The organism is Nitrospirota bacterium (genome assembly GCA_004296885.1).
Lineage (GTDB): Bacteria > Nitrospirota > Nitrospiria > Nitrospirales > Nitrospiraceae > SYGV01.
This window is the reverse complement of record SCVN01000004.1, coordinates 53829-73897: the sequence shown is the minus strand read 5'-3', so window position 1 is coordinate 73897 and position 20069 is coordinate 53829. Positions and strand designations below refer to the sequence as shown.

Genomic DNA, 20069 nt, shown 5'->3' with positions numbered 1-20069 from the left:
TGCTGAAAAAGGCCCCCAACTTTGTTCTCAGTCGCTCGTCCCCCTCAACGTACCCTCCCCGCGTACGCCTCGGGGGCCGAGCTTCCCTGCGGCCTCGTTGGGTGGCCTTTTTGAGCATCCTGTGTACGTTGATCTTTGAGCAGGGCTTCGGTAAGATGCCGCACTCCATTTCTCTTACGAGCAGCAACCAATGACGACCTATCGACAGGCGGGCGTGGATATCGAAGCCGGGGACGAACTCGTCCGCCGGATCATACCGCTGGTCCGTACGACGTTCCGGCCGGAAGTGATGACGGACCTGGGCGGGTTCGGCGGCCTGTTCCGTTTCCAGGCCGAGAAATACAAAGAACCGGTGCTGGTGTCCGGCACGGACGGGGTCGGGACCAAGCTCAAGATCGCCTTCCTCATGGACAAGCACGACACGGTGGGGATCGACCTGGTCGCCATGTGTGTGAACGACGTGGCGGTCAGCGGCGCCGAGCCCCTCTTCTTTCTGGATTACTTTGCGACGGGCAAACTGGCCGTCGCCAAGGCCGAAGCGGTCGTGAAGGGGGTGGCCGAGGGGTGCCGGCAGGCCGGCTGCGCCTTGATCGGCGGGGAGACGGCCGAGATGCCCTCCTTCTATCCGGAAGGGGAGTATGACCTGGCCGGCTTTGCCGTCGGCGTGGTGGACCGGCCCAAGATCATCGACGGGCGTGCCATCAAACCGGGCGATGCCGTGATCGGGCTGGCCTCGACCGGCTTGCACAGCAACGGCTATTCGCTGGCGCGGCGCGTGTTGCTGGAAGAAGGCAAGCTGTCCCTCACGAGCAAGCCGGCCGATTTGGACCGGACATTGGGAGAAGCCTTGCTGACGCCGACCAGGATCTATGCCAAGCAGATCCTGACCCTGGCCGCCGAGTTTCACATCAAAGGCATCGCTCATATTACCGGCGGAGGGCTCACTGAAAACCTCCCTCGTGTGTTGCCCGATGGCTGTGTGGCGCAGTTGAAACGCGGCGCCTGGCCCGTGCCGCCCTTGTGTGCCATGCTGGGCACGATGGGCAAGGTGGAGCAGGAAGAAATGTACCGGGTCTTCAACATGGGCATCGGGCTGGTCCTGGTCGTGTCGCCCGACCAGGCTGAGGCCGTGATCCGCCGGGCGATTGAGCTGGGAGACCGGGGCTACCGAATCGGCGAGATCGTGGCGGGACCGGCAGGGGAGAAGAGCGTCGCCTATGTCTAAACTGCGGCTCGGCGTCCTCGCGTCCGGGCGGGGCTCCAACCTCCAGGCCATCATCGACGCGATCGAAGCCGGGACACTCCAGGCCGAGATCGCGCTCGTCCTGTCCAACAAGCAGGATGCGGTCGCCTTGGAACGGGCCCGCAAGCACCGGATTGAAACCCATTTCCTGGACCCGAAGCCGTTCAAAGACCGTCCGGACGCGCGCGAAGCCTATGACCGGGCCATTCTGGAGGTGCTGGGGAAACACAAGGTCGAGCTGGTCATCCTGGCCGGCTACATGAAGATCGTCACGTCGGTTCTGATCAACGCCTACGCGAACCGGATGATGAACATCCACCCGTCGCTGCTCCCGTCGTTCCCAGGTCTGGAAGTGCAGAAGAAGGCGCTGGACTGGGGGGTGAAGATCGCCGGCTGCACCGTGCATTTCGTTACGGAGGGGGTGGACGAGGGCCCGATCATCATTCAGGCCGCCGTGCCGATCCTCGATGGGGATACGCCGGAGACTCTGGCGGCTCGCATCCTGGTGCAGGAGCATAAGCTCTATCCGAAGGCCATCCAACTCTATGCGGAAGGGAAGCTGAAAGTGGACGGCCGGAGGGTACTGGTCGCGGGGGCCTCAGCCCAGGGAACGGCAGCGCTGGTCAGTCCTGCTTAGTCGCCGCAACTTCCGCTGGCAGGGATCAAATCTACTCGTGTATAATGCCCATCATCGGGTGGGGGGCTAGCTCAGTTGGGAGAGCACGACGTTCGCAACGTCGGGGTCGGGGGTTCAAATCCCCTGCCCTCCACCATACCAAGCTCCGCTTGAACCGGCCTCTTCGATCAAATGCAGACGGAGAGGTTTTAGGGTCTCCAATATGTCCCTCGCTTGCATGCACCGGCTCTTTCGATTACATGGGGCCGGATAATTGCTTTTGATGGGCTCCCTCGCTGAATTGCCGAGCAGTTGGTTCAACATCCGTCGGCACTCTTCGCCATGCTCAGGGTGAACGAAGGCCCCTTGAACATATTGGCGGTGGGCCGTTCGTGCCGACTGTGTCGACGCATGATCGTGAGTTTTGGAATAGCTTCTGGCGGTTTCCAGCGGCAAGCCAGTAGCAATCGAGAGGCGACAGCTTTCCACCGACTTCTATCACGGAGAGGTGGCCCGTGTCCTGGAGTCAGCCGGACGAAGTGGGCAAAGAAGGCCAGGCTGAGGAGGCGTTGCGCGAGAGCGCGGCACAGCTTCAGTCTCTTCTAGACCACAGCTCGGCAATCATGTTTGTCAAAGACCTGGGGGGGCGCTATCTCTTCGTTAACCGGCAATTTGACAAGTTCCTCCGCACCGATTCGGGCTCGGTTCTCGGCAGGACGGACGCGGACATTTTCCCACCCGAACAGGCCGCCGCTTTCCTCGCCAATGACCGCAAGGTGCTTCAGGCCATGACATCGATGACCTTCGAAGAGGTCATGCAATGCAACGACGGCCCACACACCAACTTGGTCTGCAAGTTTCCCCTGTTCGATGAGGCCGGGCATCCGTATGCCGTCGGCGGCATCGTCACCGATATCACCGAACGTAAGCAGACAGAATCCGGTCTGGTGATCCAGTATGCCGTCACACGAATCCTGGCCGAGAGTTCCACGCTGGTCCAGGCCACACGGGAGCTGTTACGGATTATCGGCGAGCATACTGGCTGGGAAGTGGGGGTGCTCTGGAGCGTGGACCATCCGGCCGGGGTACTGCGTTGCGCCGCCGTGTGGGAGCGGCATCCAGGCCTGGCCACGGAGTTTGCGGTGGAGCTTCGGCCATTGACGCTCGCGCCCGGCGTCGGCTTGCCGGGACAGGTCTGGGCCACGGGCCAACCGGCCTGGGTCGCCGATGTCGGACGGGCTTCAGACTGTCCGGTGGCCCCGCTCGCGGTCCGCAGCGGGCTGCGTGGGGTGTTTGCCTTTGCGCTTCGGGTTGGGAGCGAGGTGGAGGGGGTGATGGTCTTCCTCAGCCCCCAGGTTCGTGAGCCGGGTGAGGACCTCCTGAACATACTCACTGCGCTGGGCGGACAGATCGGCCAGTTTGTGGGGCGTAAGCGGGCAGAAGAGGATCTGCACCGTGCCAACATTGCGCTGGAACATGCGGTGGAAGGCATCTCCCGCCTGGACACCCAGGGGTGTTATCTCGCAGTCAATGCGATGTATGCCAACATGCTCGGGTATCCGCCCGAGGAGTTGATCGGGAGAGGCTGGCAGCAGACCGTCCACCATGACGATCATGCGGTCGTGAGAGCGGCCTACCAACAAATGCTTGACAGGGGTAGAGGGGAGGTCGAAGCCCGGACCATGCGGAAGGATGGCTCGGTCTTCTACAAGCGTGTGGTGATGGTCAAAGCGTATGACGACACGGGGAGATTTACAGGACATTACTGTTTCATGGAGGACATCACCGAGCGCAAGCGGATGGAGAAGGACCTCCGTCAGAGGACGGAGCAGTTGGGTGCCATCAATGACTCGCTCATGCGCCTCGTGCAGTTCGAAAATTGGAAGGAGGCCGGCGAATCGCTCCTGCGGGTCACACTCCAACAGACTGAGAGCGAGTACGGATTCATCGGGGTCGTGGTGGAAGGGCCGGTCCTGCGCATCCTGGCGCATACAGGGTTCGCCTGGGATCAAGTGGAGCACCGCGAGTTTTACGAGCAGGCCATCCGGACCTATCAGGAGAAAGGCTATCTGGAGTTTACGAACTTCAACAATCTCTTCGGCCGGGCGATCACGGGGAAGCAGGTGGTGCTCTCGAACGAGCCGGCCGCCGATCCGCGAGCCGGAGGGCTTCCGCCCGGGCATCCTCCGCTGCGACAGTTCCTGGGGGTGCCGATCCTGCGAGAGGCCGAGGTGATCGGCCTGATCGGACTCGCCAACCGGCCTGGGGGCTATACGGGGGCTGAGTGCGAACAGGTCGACACCCTTATCGAGGCAGCCCGCCTCCTCTGTGATCGCTATCGGCGCCAACGGCATGAGCAGAAATTGGAGCAACAGCTCCGCCAGGCTGAGAAGATGGCGGCGCTAGGCACGCTGATTGCCGGCGTCTCGCATGAGATCAATAATCCGCTGTTTGCGCTGAGCGGATATCTCGATTTGGCGAGCGAGAAGGTCCGCGACGAGGAGTATGAAGGGTTGGCAGAAGATTTTGCGGCCATGAGAGAGGCGGTGGCGCGGGCCACGGCGATGGTGCGGCGGTTCCTCGCCGTGACCCGCTCGCAGAGCAGGCATCGGGAGCCCTGTGCGGTCAACGTGGTGGTGGAACAGGGGTTGGAGTTGGTGGCCAACGACTGCCTGATCCACGGAATCAGCATCAGTCGAAACCTGGCCTCCGACCTTCCGCTTGTTGAGGTGGACCCTCAGGAACTGCTCCAGGTGCTGCTCAATCTGTTCACGAATGCGCGCCAGGCGATGACCGCCCAGGGGCGCGGCACCTTGTCGGTGACGACGTCTCTCGCCGTGTCGCCGCGTCACCCGGTGCTCCCGCCGGCTTCAAGCAGAGCCTGGGTCGAAATCCGCGTCCAGGACGACGGCCTCGGTATCGCCCCGGAGCATCTGAGCCGAGTCTTTGAACCGTTCTTTACGACCAAGCCGGTCGGAGAGGGGACGGGGCTCGGACTGTCCATGTCTCACAGAATCGTGACGGAGCACGGCGGGACTCTCACCTGCCAGAGCGACCTGGGGCGGGGGGCCACGTTCATGATTCGGCTGCCGGTAGGACCGAGCGATCGACAGGAATCGGAGAGCTGATGGCTGAGAACTTTCTGTCACGAATTTTCATCGAAACGGTCTGATAGGGAGGCGATGGCAAAAGAACGCATTCTGATCGTTGACGACGATCCGAGCATCGTGGGGATGTTGCGGCAGTTTCTCGCCAAGCAGGGCTATGAGCCGCTGGTGGCGCAATCGGGCAAGGAAGCGATCGCTGCCGTCAGGCGAGAGCATCCGGCAATTGTCCTGCTCGATGTACGGCTGCCCGATGCCAACGGCTTGGATCTCTTGACGAAACAACTCCATCCGGAACTGGGCGACCACCGCGTGATCATGATGTCCGGGTATGGCACCAGGGAGGATGCCGAAAAGGCTGTGCTGCAGGGGGCGCACGACTTCCTGATCAAGCCGATTCCGTTGTCCCGCCTCGGGGTCATGATCCGGAACTGCTTGCGGCTGAACCAATTGGCTCAGGAAGTCACAGATCTCTCCGGCGGAGCCGCTCGACCGGCTCCGCTGCGAGAGCTGGTCGGCACGAGCCCTAAGATGCTGGCTTTGGTCGAACGGATCAAGCAGGTGGCGCCCTTCGACGTGCCGGTGTTGATCCTGGGCGAGAGCGGGACCGGCAAGGAGTTGGTGGCCCGAGCGATTCATACCCTGAGCCCTCGATGCAAAGGACCCTACGTGGCCGTGGATTGCGGCGCGCTTCCGGACACGCTGGTGGAGGCGGAGGTCTTCGGATACGAGCGGGGCGCGTTTTCCGGTGCCGACCAAGCCAAACCCGGCAAGATCGAGCAGGCGCAGGGCGGCACGCTGTTGCTCGACGAGATCGGCAATATTCCTCCGGTCATCCAGCCGAAACTGCTCCGGGTGCTCCAGTCCAGGGCCGTGGATCGCCTGGGAGGGCGCAAGCCGGTTCCGGTGGATGTGCGGATCATCTCCGCGACGAACGCCGACATCGAGCGCATGATCGCCCAGGATCGCTTCCGGCGCGATTTGTACTACCGGCTCAACACGGTGACGCTCATGGTGCCGCCTCTGCGAGATCGGCCGTGCGACATTCCGCTCCTTGCTCACTATACGTTGATGGCTGCGTCCCGCGTCTATCGCAAGCCCATACGAGGCATCAGTTCTGAAGCCATGACATTACTGGAGGGCTATGCCTGGCCGGGCAACGTACGGGAACTGGAGAATTGTATGAAGTCGGCGGTGATCCTGGCCGATCAGATCGTGAGGCCTGAACACCTCTCTGATCAGATCCGGAAGCCGGGCATCCGGGCGGAGGGCCTGTCGGAACGGAGGGAGGGCCTCAACCTCAGCCAGATCCGACGTCAGGCTGCCGATGAAGCCGAACGGACCGCCATCGTCAAGGTGCTCGAAGAGACCGGCGGAAACAAGGCCGAGGCGGCGCGCCGCTTCGGCGTGGATTACAAGACCCTGTTCGTGAAAATTCGCGCATACGCTATCCCGCCTTCTAAAAAGTCTTCATAAGATTCCTCTGTTCTATGGTGGCGGTTACTATGGTGACTTTAACCATAGCCCGTCACTGTTGCCTTTCCACTTCCATCCTCTGCATGAATCCCAGTTGAGCGAAGTAGAATAGTTAAAATTATTCAATTTGTTATGCAAGCTAGCCACTGTGGATCTGCTAGAGCACCTGACAGTCTAAATCCTGGTATGAGTCCTGCTCATTATGAGTCCTGCTCATTATGTCGGTATTCGTCTCATCAGTCCATGAGGGCGGGAATGGGGAAATGGTGATAGGTATGAAGCTGGTGAATAGTGATTCGATGGCTCCGAAGCTCTGGTGGGGCATGTCCCATCAGCCGCGCGATCTGGATCTGATCGGGAAGAGTGCTCCGATGCGGGCACTACGTCGTCTCATGCACTCCTATGCCCCGTACGATGTGCCGTTGTTGCTGGAGGGGGAAGAAGGCACGGGAAAGCGGCTCGTGGCGCAGATCATCCACGGTCTCAGCCCCTACCGTACGGGTTCCTTTATCGCCGTCGATTGCTCGGCATTGTCCGACATGATGCTGGCGGTCGAGCTGTTTGGGTGCGAGGCCGGGTTCTGTTCGGGCCTGGCGCAGAGCCTGCCGGGGAAGCTGGAATTGGCGTGGGGAGGGTCGCTGTTGTTGGAGCGCATTGAGCTGATGCCGAACTGGGTTCAGGGACGGCTGTTGCGGGTCCTAAAAACCAAATCCATGGAGCGGCTGGGAGGAATCAAGCCGTTCTCCGTGTATGTCCGCATCATGGCGGCCACCACCGGCTGCTTGAGTCGGACGACGGCAGGAGAACGCCACAAGGATCTCATGAACTGCCTGAGCGGCGGAATCCCTCTGAGGATTCCACCGCTGCGTGAGCGACGAGGCGACATCAGCCTGCTCAGTTACCATTTTCTGGCTATGGCCAACGGCGAGCTTGGGAAGCAGGTTGAGGGTTTCAGTCCCGCGGCCCGCGCGGCACTGGAAGCCTACTCGTGGCCTGGGAATCTTCGGGAACTGTATGGGGTCGTTCAGTCGGCGGTCCTGGCAGCCGACCGACGGATTAGGCCGGAACAGCTCCCGCTGCCGAACCCAGCGAGACAGGCTTCGCATGTCCGGAACTGGCATCGCAACGGACTCAAGCGTGACCGTACGCCGGTCCCGTCCGCGAGCCAGACAAGAGCCGAGGGTTATGGCCAAAGACATTAAGCGTGTCTACCGCTGGTTGCCGTGGCTGATCATCGCGGTGACGGGGCTGGCCTTGTTCGTCGGGGGCCTGTCCCTGGCCTTCATCCAGAAGCGCCTGGTGGCCAGCGCAGGGGAAAACCTCGCGTCGATGGCTGAGGACATCGCCGAGAAGTTGGACTGGTTTCTGTTCGAGCGGTATGGCGATGTGCAGATGCTGGCTCAGGCGCTGGCGTTCAGGAGAAACGATCCCGAAGCGATGGCCAAGTACCTCATGGTTGTGCAACAGGCGTCCACCGCCTACGTGTGGCTGGCGGTCACGGATCGGCAGGGACGGATCGTTGCGTCAACCGAACCGTCGAGCGTCGGCAGCGACCGGAGCCATGCCGGTTGGTTTCAAGCGGCACGGGATGGCCTGATCATCGTCCTCGGCGATGTCGAACCGTTGGATGAGGCAGGGGGGGGCATGGACGTGGTCGCGTTCACGGCCCCCATCGTGAGCCAGCAGGGGCAATTCGTTGGCGTTGTGACGACGCGAGTTACCCTGACCAGGCTGGAAGAGATTTTGACCCGCACACTCCAATCATTCCAGCGCAGGCAGGGAATCCAGGGCTCGATCGAATATCAGTTCTTGACGCACGAAGGCTTGGCGTTCGTTGATTCGGACCTCCGGCATAAGGGCTTGGTCAACCTCTTGAAGCTCGGCCTCCTCTCCGCGCAACTGAGCGAGTCAGGCCAGTCTGGCTTCGTGGAAGAGGAGCACATCCGGCTCCATGTGCCGGTTGTCACGGGCTATGCCAGGACCATGGGGATCGGGACCTTCAGGGGACTGGATTGGGGGGTGCTGGTCAGGGCTAACCGAGCCCAGATTCTGGCTCCTGTTGCGGATGTGACGTGGTACGTCACGTTGGCGGGGCTAATCGTCCTGGGGCCGATGACGGGCCTCCTGCTGTGGACGGCCAAGCAGGTGCGCATGGAATCCGAACAGACGAACGCGCAGCTCGATCGGCTCAAGGGGCTCAACCGCGTGGGGCGCGCGCTGGAGAATGTGGAGGGCGTGCAGAGAACTGAATTTGCGCTCCCGGAGTTTTTCCAACTGGTCATCGAAACCGCCGTGCAGCTCACCGGAGCCAGATACGGGGCGGTAGGGCAGTTCGATGAGAGCGGTAAGGAACTTGTCCAGTTCATCACGACGGGGATGGATGAGACGACGAAGAGCCGGATCGGAAGGTTGCCCACAGGGCGTGGCCTGCTCGGATTCCTGGCTCAGGAGGGGGATGTGCTCCGGTTGAAAGACCTCACCCGTCATCCTACCTTCAGCGGCTTCCCTCCGCACCATCCACCGATGCATTCGTTCCTGGGCGTCTCGATCCGCTCCCACGGACGTCTATTCGGGCGGATCTACTTGACCGAGAAGCGCGGAGCCGACGAGTTCTCGGAGATTGATGAGCAGGTGATTGCGACCCTGGCAGCCGAGGCCGGCGTGGCCATCGAGAAAGGGTTGTTCCTGAGTCAGATCCGGACGGCCGAACTGCTCTATCGGACGACGATGATCGCGCTGCCGGTGTCGGTAGTCCGCCTGGATCTGCAGGGGATCATCCAATTTGCCAATCCCTGCTTCTACGCACTCATCCAACGGAACGAGGCGGATACCGTCGGCCGGACCATTGCCTCGGTGATCCACGGTGAGGACCAGCTTGATGAGACAGGCGAGATGCTTCGGACCGCACACACGCATGGCAAGCCGGTGACGCGGGAAGTGGAGTGGGTGCACCCAACCGGCGAGCGGCGGGTCCTGCGTCTTTGCGTAACCGGCATGAAACCTGCTGCTGCTGCTGCTGCTGCTGAGTTCGTCCTCACCATCGAGGACATCACGGAGCGCAAACAGTCGGAGGCCTCCCTGCGCGAATCGGAGGAGCGACTCCGTCAGTTCGCTGAAACCATCCAGCAGGTCTTTTGGCTGACCACTTTGGATAAGAACCGGATGCTCTATGTCAGCCCGGCCTACGAGAAGATCTGGGGGATGACGTGCGAGAGCTTGTACGCCTCGCCACGGGCCTGGGCCGAGGCGATCCATCCCGATGATCGAGAGCGGGTCATGGAGGCGGCTCTGAGCAAGCAGGTCAGCGGAGCGTATCACGAGGAGTACCGGATTGTGCGGCCAGACGGATCGGTTCGCTGGATCCTGGACCGGGCCTTTCCAGTCCGGGATGAGTCGGGGGCAGTCTGTCGGATTATCGGCGTTGCAGAGGACATCACGGATCGCAAGCAGATGGAAGAGCAGTTGCGCCACGCGCAGAAAATGGAGGCGATGGGGCAACTGGCCGGCGGCATCGCCCATGACTTCAACAACCTGCTGACGGTCATCACCGGCAATAGCGAGATGTTGTTGTTCACGCTTCCGCAGGGCGATCCCCAGTTCGAGAGCATCCAGGAAATCCGTCAGGCCAGCGAGCGGGCTGCCGCGTTGACGCACCAGCTCCTGGCCTTCAGCCGCAAGCAGGTCATCCAGCCGAGAAGAGTGGATCTCAACGTCGTCATTGCCGGGATCGAGGCGATCCTGCGGCGCTTGCTCGGGCCGATCGAACTCGTGACCCGGCTGGAAACGGATCTCGGCTGTGTGAAGGCCGACATCGGGCAAATCGAGCAAGTCATTCTGAACCTGGCGGTCAATGCCCGTGATGCCATGCCGAAGGGAGGGCGACTCACTATTGAAACGACCAACCTCGTACTGGGCGAGGCTGGCGGGCATCGACACTCCCACCTCCATCCCGGTCCGTACGTGCTGCTGGTGGTCAGCGACAACGGGGTTGGGATGGACGAAGCCACGCAGTCTCGCATCTTTGAGCCCTTCTTCACCACCAAGCCAAGGGGCAAGGGCACTGGGTTTGGCCTCTCCATCGTCCATGGGATCATCGATCAGAGCGGAGGGCATATCGAGATCCACAGCCAACCCGGTCGAGGCACGATGCTCACCATCTTCTTGCCGCGTGAAGATAGCGTGGCTGATGACGTGTATTCCGGAAACCAGCCTCACAAGATTCAGGGGGGCAATGAAACCATCCTGCTGGTCGAGGACGAGGATTTGGTGCGCTCGCTCGTCGGAGACATCCTCTGCTCAAACGGCTATACGGTCTTGGAGGCATGCCACGGCGATGAGGCACTACAGGTGAGCCGCGAGTACGTCGGGTCGATCCACCTCTTGCTCACCGATGTGATCATGCCGGACATGAACGGAGGCCAGTTGAGCAAACGTCTAATGCCGACGCGTCCCGAAATGAAGGTACTGTTCATGTCAGGTTATACAGATAGCAGTACTTTCCATCAACAGGTGTGGGCCCAGGGGGGCGTCTTTCTGCAGAAGCCCTTTACGCCCCATGCACTGACAGCGAAGGTGCGCGAGGCGTTGGCTTCATCGAAACAGGGAGCCGGACCGTGATGCGTGTCGTTTCGCGAGCGAACGTCGGGGATCGCTGTTTTGTTGATGCGGCTTTGTCAGGAAGCTTCCATCAGTTCAGCAGACCGGGCGAACCCTGGAGTCCTGCTCGAACGAGTGGACACGGCATCTGGAGCGTCAGTGGGCAGCCGGATGCCACCTTCACCGTGCGGCTGCCGGTGATGGAGGGAAACCGATGAACAGCCGGTAATTGGCCCAAAGGGTCGCGGCCGATCACGGATCGCAGCGCAGGACTAATTTGGAGGTGCAGGATGGGGAAGATATTGGTGGTGGACGATGAGCAGATGATTTGCGATCTGCTGCGCGCAGTGCTCAGTTCCCACGGGCACGAGGTGCTGACGGCCACCGATGGCCATGAAGCCCTGACGCTGTTTCAGCAGCACCAACCCAGCATCACGCTGCTGGACCTCCGCATGCCCGGGATGGACGGGATCGACGTGCTGAAGCAGATCCGAGCGATGAGCCCGATGGCTGCCGTCATGGTGTTGACGGCTGGAGGAAACGTGAAGATGGAAAACCAGGCCAGGGAGTTGGGGGTGAGCGACTTTCTGAAGAAAGGGCTGTCATTCGACGTGGTGCTTGGAGCCATGGAGCGATCACTTCAGAGGTCGAGTCCTGCCGCCATGGCCCTGCCTGCCGGGATTCCTAATCGAGTGGCATCGGTGGAGAGCCGGGAGGGGGCGACCATTCTGGTGGTGGATGATGAAGCGATGATCCGTAACCTGCTGATGAAATTTCTCACCTTGCGGGGCTATCGGGTCCGCGTGGCGCAAAACGGTGCGGAGGCCCTCGCGATGGTGGCGCAACAGCAGCCCGACCTGGTCATCCTGGACATGTATATGCCCGGCATGAACGGTCTCGATGTGTTGCGCGAGCTGCGGGCTAGGCACTATGTGGGCGGGGCGGTGGCTCTGACGGCCAGCCAGGATGAGAAGCTGTTGCAGCAGACGCTTGACCTCGGATCGGTGGACGTCATTGGGAAGCCGGTGAATCTGGATCGCCTGGAATTAGTCGTGCAAGTGGGGCTGCTTGTCGCCAACTCAGAGCCACAGGTCAGCGGAGCGAACCCACAACGAGCATGACGGTCGATGATAGCGTAGGCTTTCCCTATGCAGAAAGACGAACAGGCCGCCTCCGATAGGAACATGACATGGCGTGCAAAGACATGAAGAGCGTGCCACTGCTCACAGGGGTGATGATGCCTTTCTGGAAGCACCGTGACCGAGCCGCGCAGTCCGGCCGCCGGATGTCTTGGCGGCTGCTGGCCCTGACGGCTGGGGTCACCCTCCTTGCTTGTGCGGTGGGTGCGATTGCACTGCGGTTCATCGAACAGCGGCTGGTCGCGAGCGCGGGAGAGAACATGGCCTTGGCCGCCGTCGAGATTGCCGGCAAACTAGACCTGCTTCTTGCTGAACGGTACGGCGACATTCATATGCTGACGGTATCGCCGGTCCTTCACGCAGGGAACCCGGCCGCGATGACTCCGTATCTGAAATCTGTCCAAGACGCCTATCCGGTCTATCGCTGGTTGGGGGTGACCGATCCGAACGGTCGGATTCTCGCTGCGACCGATCCCGGCAGTGTGGGGTTGGATGTGAGCCAAGCCTCATGGTTCGCGTTGGTTCGCAAAAGGGGCGGGATCGTGGTTGAGGATGTGGCCGTCACCGACGGGCTCGCCAGAGCCCTGGCCGTGACCTTCGCCGCGCCGATCCGAGGACAAGGCGGGGAATGGCTCGGCACGGTGATGACGCAAGTCAGTTTGCCGGTTCTGGAAGCCGTGTTTGCGGGCACGGTTATGGCCCTCCAGGCCCAACACGGTACAGCGGCCGTCATCGAGTATCAGTTCCTGGCCGGCGACGGTACAGTGATCGCAGATTCGATGTTACGGGAAGAACTACGGGTCAACCTCAGGGAGTGGGCGCTACCGTCGGCCCTGCTGGTGGGATCGGGCCCGTCCGGTTACGTCGAGGAAACCCATATGCGGCGCGGTATCCCGGTGATCACTGGCTACGCGAAGACCAAAGGCTTGCTGAATTGGGGCGTCCTCGTGAGGATAAACCACGATGACATCTTGACGCCGATTCGGCAGTTCCTGTGGAAACTGGCGCTCGTCGGGAGTGCCGTGTGGCTGCCGATGGTGACCCTGCTTCTTTGGACCGGCGCACGGCTCCAACGAATCTCGGTGCAGGCAACGCAACAGGCCGAGCAATTGACGGCGACCTTGACCAGTGTCGGCGACGGCGTGGTGGCTGCCGCCAGGAACGGTTCCATCACCTTTATGAATCCGCTCGCGGAGCACCTCACCGGCTGGGAACAGAAAGACGCCATTGGGGTCGCGCTCTCCAAGGTCGTTCAGATTGTCAACGAAGAGACCAAACGAGCGATCGAGAACCCGGTTGCCAACGTCATCCGAGAGGGCGGGGTCGTCTCGCTTGGCAAGCGCCTGCTGCTGATCACACGCGATGGCAAGGAACTCTCCATCGAGGGGAGCGCGGCTCCGATCAGAGACGGGCAAGGCGCGTTGGTCGGCATCGTGCTCGCCTTGCGCGACGACCGGCCGCGCCGCCGGGCGGAGAAACGACAGGCCTCGCAATTGGCCGTGAGCAGCGCGCTGGTTCAATCCAAGACCCTGGCGGATGCGGCTCCACCGATTCTGAGGGCCGTCTGCGAGACAACGGGTTGGGACATGGGTGCCGTCTGGCTCGTGGAGCCGGATCAACCGATACTCCGGTGTGAGACGGTTTGGCTGGCCAAATCGGTTCCGGCCCAGGACTTTGTCGCTGCGACCTGCGCCAGCCAGTTCCAGTCAGGGGTCGGTTTGCCCGGCCGCGTTTGGGCCAGCGGCACACCGGCCTGGCTGCCCGATGTGGTGAAGGACCCCAACTTCCCACGGGCACCGATTGCCGCGAAGGCCGGCCTGCATGCGGCGTTCGCCTTTCCGATCAAGATCGGAGACGAGGTTTTGGGCGTGATCGAATTCTTCAGTCGCGAGGTGCGTCCGCTCGATGCCGAGCTGTTGGACATGATGGCCGACGTGGGCATCAAGATCGGCCAGTTCCTCGGCCGACTGCGGATGGCCGAGCAGGCCGAAGAGAGCGAAGAACGGTTCCGGCTGGCGATTGACCATGCGACCGACGCCATTCTGTTTCTCAATGATCGGCACATTATCCAGTGGTCCAATTGCCGGACGGAACTGATCATGGGGCAGCCCATGGAAAAACTGATCGGCAGTTCCCTGATGGAGGCTTTCGCCTGCCAGCCGCTGGCCAGGTCGAACCTGGCGGCCATCGGTCTCGGTCGGCCGGTGCCCCCGCTGATGGAATTCGAGATCTTTCTCAAAGACGGCCGGGCTTTGTGGCTTGAAGTGACCAGCACCGCCGTCCGGAAGGGTGAGGCGGTCGTCGGGTGGCTGCTCGTCATGCGGGATCAAACGGAGCGGAGGCGTACCGAACAGATGCTGCGCCAGTCGGAGAAGATGGCGTCTCTCGGCACGCTGCTTGACGGCGTTGCGCACGAGTTGAACAACCCGCTCTTCATGATCGCCGGCTACGCCCAACTTGCGGTAGAAGAGCTGAAGCAGGGGCGCTTCGAGGGCTTGACGGACGAGTTGTCCTCGATCCAGGAGGCGGCCCAGCGGGCGGCTGAGATCGTGCAGCGGACCCTGGCCGTCTCCCGTTCATCCGGAGGGCAGCGGCAGGCCTGCCAGGTGAATGGGCTGGTCCAGCGGACCCTCGACCTGGCCGCCAATGATCTGGCCATCCATCAGATTCAGATACAGACGCATCTTCAGGAGCATCTTCCGCCCGTCTTGGCCGACGCCAACGATGTGGTTCAGGTCCTGTTGAGCCTGATCACCAACGCACAGCAGGCGATGGCATCGGCGCATGGGAAGGGCATGTTGACCGTGACGACGGCTCTCGCCGAATCGCCGCGTTCCCGCGCCGCCGCGCCGGGAGCAGAAGAACAGAGCGCGGGGGAGATCGGAGGGCAGGGCGACCAGGCGAACTGGATTGAAGTACGAATCCAGGACGATGGCCCCGGCGTTGCGCCGGAACACCAGGCCCGCCTGTTTGAGCCGTTCTTCACCCTGAAGCCGGCCGGCCAGTCTCGAGGGCTCGGCCTGTCGATCGCGCGCCGGATTGTGAGCGAGCTGAGCGGGACGGTGACCGTGGAGAGCGAGGTCGGCCGAGGGGCGGCGTTCATCGTCCGTCTGCCTCCGATGCAGGACCAAAGAGCGGAACCACCTGAGCCCCGACCTGAGACGCAGAGCAACGACCGTCGTGAATCCAGCGACAAGGCGTTGGACTGTCAGATTGTTTCTTCCGAAAGCGGAGAGGCGCACGCTCAGCTCCCGCATGAAACAGTGGTGTGAGCTGAGAGACCAGTTTTCCGCTTGGCCCCTCTCGATCGAATAAGATGCGTCGGCCGGCCTTGGAAGATCGCGAGCCGAAGCAGCGAGCAACTCGCTGCGCGCCTCAGTGAATGAATCGGCGGAGAAGAGGGACCGTTGAAGGTGTTCATGTTCAGTTGGCTGCCGACACTCGTTTCGGCTCGCTGCCCCATCTGCCGGTTTCGCTGGGGAGAGCGGGCGCATCGGCATTGTGACGAGCGAATCCTCAGCTGGCTGGGCCTCTATCCCTTCGAGTGCCATTCCTGCAATCACCGCTTCTACGCGCTCTGGTTCTGCCAAAAATGAATGCCATGTGTCCGGCCGATCCTTCTTGCCGCTCCGCTTCGTAAGTTCGTTCAGTTCCGTCTTCTTCGGATGTGTCGTCGTTCAGATACGGTGCGAGCGGAGCCGATGCGGTCCGTCTGCGCTGAGTTGAAGTCAAGATCTTCGATCAAATCGCTGCGGAGAGATTGTTTGCCTCCAGCAATCAAATTCTTCGCTTGGCGTGTACCGACGCGCTATTGATTTGCGCGGCGGAGAACCCCACCAGCAATCTTGGGGTTCTCTTCTTCGCTTGACCCGCCGCGCTCGATAAACTCGCGGCGGATAGTTACTTTGCCTCCAGTAATCAAATTCTTGTTGACGCGTAAGGAGTTGCGTAATCGCCTAAAGGTCCAATGTGGGAATAGTGAGGTAGATGCGTTAAGGGTCAGCTCTCGTAAGGGGGCTGGCCTTTTTTTATGGTGATCGCAGATTAAGAGGACAAAGAGCAGCGACTAGGTACAGTGGCTGCTGAGGAAAAAGGAGAGAAAAACCATGGCACTCATCAAATGCCCTGAATGTGGCAAGGAGATTTCATCATTAGCACGAGCTTGCCCATCATGTGCTTACCCCATCCCTCAGGCAAGCATGGTCAGCCTTTCAAAAGAGCCTTCCAGCAGTCTGCCAGAAAAATCCAAAATGACCGGCGAAACAGCCATGCGTTTTCGCAACCCAGCAACCGGCCAGATCGTCGAGATCACTAATCCATTTCTCTGAACACTTCTCTTCGGTCCTTTTTATTGGGCGAAACATGAAGCATGGATCGGTGTCATATTGGCTGTCCTGGCGGCGTTCGTGACGTTCGGCCTTTCCTGGCTCATGGCCCCTATCTTTGCTCAACTCGTGCTGCGCCATCGATATCTCCACAATGGCTGGCAAGAAGCCTAAAATCGGTATTTTCTGTTCTCCCCCTCCGCTATCCTCCTCCCCGTAACCGGCGACCGATAGGTTTTGAGCGTGCGAGTAACTGCTCCGGCTCCTCGGCTTCGATCACTAGGGTTCTTGTTGGGCTGAGGAATCCCTCGGCCATCCGCCGGTCGAGCTGGGCGAGGTCTGCAACGCTCCTTTCATTTTTGCCTCCCTCAGCTTTCTCTTGCACTCCCCGGGACGTGCCTCGCTATGTGCACAGGCAAACTGCTGGAGTCCATCCGCATAGGGGGTGTTCGGGGAAGGGCTACAACTCAGGCAGGCGGACAGCACAAGAACGGCGTACATGGCTCGGCGCTGTGCTGGTGCATGGCCGGGCCGATCTAGCCGCTGCTCCACCAGGTTCCGACGATCAAGACCAACACCAGCCAGAGCAGAAGGCTCGCCGGCAAGGTGTTGTTGTAGAAACGATCCCCGGTGAAGAGTTCTGGTGTGGCCATGCCGTGCTCTCCGGAATGTCATGATCTGGCTGCGCGTGCTCGCCCTGTGCCGATGGTACGGGTGAACCGTTCCCGGCGCGGCCCCGCAACAGCGATCGAGCACATGCGAACGGTTCTATGATCTGGTTGGGACTAGGTCGTCCACCTGTTGGTCGTGCCAGACGATGCAGGGAGGGCAGAGCCGTACCTCGGATTGGGTAAAACGATTATAGGCTCTGGTCAGGAGTTTGGACGGTTGCCCGCAATCGGCGCAGGTTCTTGGCGTCTTGTGTTCGCAGAGGATTGTGACATATCGCATGGCGTCACCTCCTGTATTGTCGGGTAGGAGAGAGGGCTTTGGGTCGCTCGGTCCGACGCCGAACGGCAGCCGTGGAGCTGTATCAATCCGCCCGTACCTCGCGCTTCGAATCGTGTCTTGTCGCCACCGTCGCGGTGTTGCTCTTGTCGGACTTTGCCGTCTTGGTCCGCCCCTCTTCGTTGAGGATCGCTCCTCCCGTCGCTTTTCTCTATGCGCAAGAGAAATGCCATGTCTTGGGTTATGTGGACCCTCCCATGATTCCAATAGGTTGGATAAATTGGCAAAGAGGAACTCACTCTGAACAGTGAAGGCGCAACCCTACGCCTTATGTCCGCTCATCATCTAAACGATTGGCAATACGTTGTTCCTTGACGAGAGGCAAATCCCTACAGGTGTGAGATGGGAAACACAGGCCTGGCGCTCGTGGTCGTTGCAGGGGATTGCATACAGTCGTGCTTATAGAAATTTCAATGGGTTTACTTGGAAGGGGAAAACGTTTGTGGGAAGTTCCCTGCAGGATGATGGAGAACAAATTGGCGTTTCTGAACAAAGCCAAATGAATAAATCTGCAAATTCAATAACCTCCACGCGCGCGCGTCCGTCGGCATTCTCTTTGCTCCTCTCAATGCCAGCAAGGCTGGTCCATGTACTACAGTACTACAAGTGGCGAAGGAGGGGGCCATGTCGTTAGGCGCGATGGAGATCCTGTTGTTGGGGCTGCTGATTGGCGTCAGCGCGGTCATCTTCCTGCTATGCCTCCCTTGGCTGGTCCTCTATATGGACAAGCTGCATCTTGAGAGGATGGATAGGCAATCGTCGCGCGAAGCGCCGGACTTGCCGCGAGGCGCTGCGCTGAACCAGAGTCACCATTGGGATGTCCGTAGCATCCGCCATGGGAATCCCGACGCCTTGGCTGGTCAACTGGCTGTGGGGCAAATAAAGGAGGGAGCATCATGAAAACGTTACTCATCGCAATGGTCGGTTTGGTCTGTGTCGTGGGTATGGTCGGCATGAGCAGTCCGTCCGGCGTTGATGCCTCGGCGGCGGCCACGAATTTTGTGGGCGGTACCATCAAGAGCATCGATTGGGCCGGCTTGAAGGTCACAATCCAGATCGACCGCGGGAAGACGGAATCGCTGCCCGTCGCCAGCATTGACCTGATGAAAGGGCTGACGGAAGGCGACCACGTCAGTGTCGAGGTCGAACTGGACGAAATGGGAAAGGTTCTCAAGGTCGTGAAGATCATCCCTGACGGGAAGGATGCTCCGGAACCCAAGGGCTGATTCGTCGCTCACGGGTTACACCAATTCTGTTGATCGGGCAGCCACGTTGACCAGCCAGTCCGGGCTAGCGAAGACGGACGTGAACTGAGCTGAGGAAGCAAGGGCTCCGGACGAAACGTCCGGAGCCCTTGCTCTGTCGGCGTTCCGGCAAAGGTGTGCACGGAGCCAATGATATCGGCAGGCTCGGAATTGGAGTAAAGAATCTCGAATAAACCGAAAACCTGGAAAGACGTTGTCGGTTCGGCTAGGTCTGATCTAGCCTGATGGGCTGCTCCGTAACCGGCGACCGGTAAGCCTGAATGCTGATGAGTAACTGCCCCGGCTCCTTGGCTTCGATCACCAGGGTGCGCATGGTTGGGCTGAGGAACCCTTCGGTCACTTGCCGGTCGAGCTGGGCGAGTAGGGGATCGTAGAACCCGGCGACGTTCAGCAGCCCGCAAGGTTTCCGGTGCAAGCCCAGTTGCGCCCAGGTGACTACTTCGCAGAATTCCTCCAGGGTGCCGTACCCGCCGGGCAGGGCGATAAACGCATCGGACAGCTCCGCCATCAAGGCTTTTCGTTCGTGCATGGAGCCGACGACTCGAAGGTCGGTGACGCGGGGATGGGCAATCTCCTGGGTGGTCAGGGCATGGGGAATGACGCCCGTCACTTGACCTCCTGCGTCCAGGACCGCATCGGCCAGGAGTTTCATGAGCCCGATCCCACCCCCTCCATAGACCAGCCCGATCCCTTCGCGGGCCAGCAGGCCGCCCACAGCCCTGGCTGCTTCCGTATAGACAGGCCTATTGCCTTCCCTGGACCCGCAGAAGACGCAGATCCGTTTCATGGATGTGCCGTGGGGACTGAAAAGAAGTTCTGGAGAGGCACGGTCGGGGAGCAACTATGTAAGTTTGGTGCGCACCAGTTCACTGACCTGTTTGCCGTCCACCGTCTGGCCGACCAGGCGGGCCATGACGGCTTTCATGACGGCGCCCATGTCCTTGAGCGAAGTCGCGCCGGTCTCCTGGATCGCCGCCGCGATCGCCTGCGCAATTTCGTCCGCCGAGAGGGCTTTGGGCAGGTAGCCTTCGATGATGGCGATCTCTTTGAGTTCTTTGCCGGCCAGGTCGTCCCGCTTGGCTTTCTGATACTGCTCGACCGACTCTTTGCGCTGCTTGATGAGCTGGGTCATGATGCGGCTCAGGTCCGCGTCGTCCAGGTCCTTCTTAAGCTCGATCTCCTTGTTCAGCGCCGCGGCCTTGATCATGCGGATCACGTCCATGCGGAGCTGGTCCTTGCTCCGCATGGCTTGCTTCAAATCTTCCGATAGACGGTCGAACAGTGACATGGGAGTCCT

The 20069-nt window shown here is 60.6% G+C and carries 13 protein-coding genes and 1 tRNA gene; 12 read left to right on the top strand and 2 right to left on the bottom strand.

Annotated elements, in window-relative coordinates; all coding sequences use genetic code 11:
- Positions 1-190 precede the first annotated feature (190 nt).
- The 12 genes from EPO61_02780 (at position 191) to EPO61_02725 (ending at position 18733) form a co-directional block, all read left to right on the top strand.
- The gene (locus EPO61_02780) at positions 191-1225 is read left to right on the top strand and encodes a phosphoribosylformylglycinamidine cyclo-ligase (protein ID TAJ10378.1); all 1035 of its coding nucleotides are present in this window, start codon (positions 191-193) and stop codon (positions 1223-1225) included.
- Positions 1218-1880, top strand: coding sequence for a phosphoribosylglycinamide formyltransferase (locus EPO61_02775; protein ID TAJ10377.1), 663 nt, complete (start codon positions 1218-1220; stop codon positions 1878-1880). Before EPO61_02780 ends, EPO61_02775 begins: the two co-directional genes overlap by 8 nt.
- A gap of 60 nt (positions 1881-1940) precedes the next feature.
- Positions 1941-2016, top strand: a tRNA-Ala gene (locus tag EPO61_02770).
- A gap of 358 nt (positions 2017-2374) precedes the next feature.
- Positions 2375-4987, top strand: a complete 2613-nt coding sequence (locus tag EPO61_02765) for a PAS domain S-box protein (GenBank protein ID TAJ10376.1) — start codon at positions 2375-2377, stop codon at positions 4985-4987.
- Between the two features lie 54 nt (positions 4988-5041).
- Entirely contained in the window at positions 5042-6439 is a 1398-nt protein-coding gene (locus EPO61_02760; GenBank protein TAJ10375.1) for a sigma-54-dependent Fis family transcriptional regulator, read from the top strand.
- A 218-nt stretch (positions 6440-6657) separates the two neighbouring features.
- Positions 6658-7641: a sigma-54-dependent Fis family transcriptional regulator gene (locus EPO61_02755; GenBank protein ID TAJ10374.1), complete on the top strand. Its 984-nt coding sequence runs from the start codon at positions 6658-6660 to the stop codon at positions 7639-7641.
- Complete coding sequence (locus EPO61_02750; GenBank protein ID TAJ10373.1) at positions 7454-11056, top strand: PAS domain S-box protein; 3603 nt, start codon at positions 7454-7456, stop codon at positions 11054-11056. Before EPO61_02755 ends, EPO61_02750 begins: the two co-directional genes overlap by 188 nt.
- 269 nt (positions 11057-11325) lie before the next feature.
- The gene (locus tag EPO61_02745; GenBank protein ID TAJ10372.1) at positions 11326-12156 is read left to right on the top strand and encodes a response regulator; all 831 of its coding nucleotides are present in this window, start codon (positions 11326-11328) and stop codon (positions 12154-12156) included.
- Between the two features lie 68 nt (positions 12157-12224).
- Positions 12225-15446, top strand: coding sequence for a PAS domain S-box protein (locus tag EPO61_02740; GenBank protein TAJ10371.1), 3222 nt, complete (start codon positions 12225-12227; stop codon positions 15444-15446).
- An 834-nt stretch (positions 15447-16280) separates the two neighbouring features.
- The gene (locus EPO61_02735; GenBank protein TAJ10370.1) at positions 16281-16502 is read left to right on the top strand and encodes a hypothetical protein; all 222 of its coding nucleotides are present in this window, start codon (positions 16281-16283) and stop codon (positions 16500-16502) included.
- Between the two features lie 1629 nt (positions 16503-18131).
- Entirely contained in the window at positions 18132-18407 is a 276-nt protein-coding gene (locus tag EPO61_02730; GenBank protein ID TAJ10369.1) for a hypothetical protein, read from the top strand.
- The gene (locus EPO61_02725; protein ID TAJ10368.1) at positions 18404-18733 is read left to right on the top strand and encodes a hypothetical protein; all 330 of its coding nucleotides are present in this window, start codon (positions 18404-18406) and stop codon (positions 18731-18733) included. The genes EPO61_02730 and EPO61_02725 overlap by 4 nt, the downstream gene beginning before the upstream one ends.
- Positions 18734-18977: 244 nt before the next feature.
- On the opposite strand, the gene EPO61_02720 is transcribed toward EPO61_02725, so the two are convergent.
- Together EPO61_02720 and EPO61_02715 are read right to left on the bottom strand one after the other, a co-directional pair.
- Positions 18978-19559, bottom strand: coding sequence for a TIGR00730 family Rossman fold protein (locus tag EPO61_02720; protein ID TAJ10367.1), 582 nt, complete (start codon positions 19557-19559; stop codon positions 18978-18980).
- A 54-nt stretch (positions 19560-19613) separates the two neighbouring features.
- Entirely contained in the window at positions 19614-20060 is a 447-nt protein-coding gene (locus EPO61_02715; protein TAJ10366.1) for a GatB/YqeY domain-containing protein, read from the bottom strand.
- Positions 20061-20069: the final 9 nt, after the last annotated feature.

Bases quoted from the DNA above. Each gene is read 5' to 3' on its own strand.
- EPO61_02780 (TAJ10378.1), top strand. From the start codon at position 191: ATGACGACCTATCGACAGGCGGGCGTGGATATCGAAGCCGGGGACGAA.
- EPO61_02775 (TAJ10377.1), top strand. From the start codon at position 1,218: ATGTCTAAACTGCGGCTCGGCGTCCTCGCGTCCGGGCGGGGCTCCAAC.
- EPO61_02760 (TAJ10375.1), top strand. From the start codon at position 5,042: ATGGCAAAAGAACGCATTCTGATCGTTGACGACGATCCGAGCATCGTG.
- EPO61_02755 (TAJ10374.1), top strand. From the start codon at position 6,658: ATGTCGGTATTCGTCTCATCAGTCCATGAGGGCGGGAATGGGGAAATG.
- EPO61_02750 (TAJ10373.1), top strand. From the start codon at position 7,454: ATGGGGTCGTTCAGTCGGCGGTCCTGGCAGCCGACCGACGGATTAGGC.
- EPO61_02745 (TAJ10372.1), top strand. From the start codon at position 11,326: ATGGGGAAGATATTGGTGGTGGACGATGAGCAGATGATTTGCGATCTG.
- EPO61_02740 (TAJ10371.1), top strand. From the start codon at position 12,225: ATGGCGTGCAAAGACATGAAGAGCGTGCCACTGCTCACAGGGGTGATG.
- EPO61_02735 (TAJ10370.1), top strand. From the start codon at position 16,281: ATGGCACTCATCAAATGCCCTGAATGTGGCAAGGAGATTTCATCATTA.
- EPO61_02730 (TAJ10369.1), top strand. From the start codon at position 18,132: ATGTCGTTAGGCGCGATGGAGATCCTGTTGTTGGGGCTGCTGATTGGC.
- EPO61_02725 (TAJ10368.1), top strand. From the start codon at position 18,404: ATGAAAACGTTACTCATCGCAATGGTCGGTTTGGTCTGTGTCGTGGGT.
- EPO61_02720 (TAJ10367.1), bottom strand. From the start codon at position 19,559: ATGAAACGGATCTGCGTCTTCTGCGGGTCCAGGGAAGGCAATAGGCCT.
- EPO61_02715 (TAJ10366.1), bottom strand. From the start codon at position 20,060: ATGTCACTGTTCGACCGTCTATCGGAAGATTTGAAGCAAGCCATGCGG.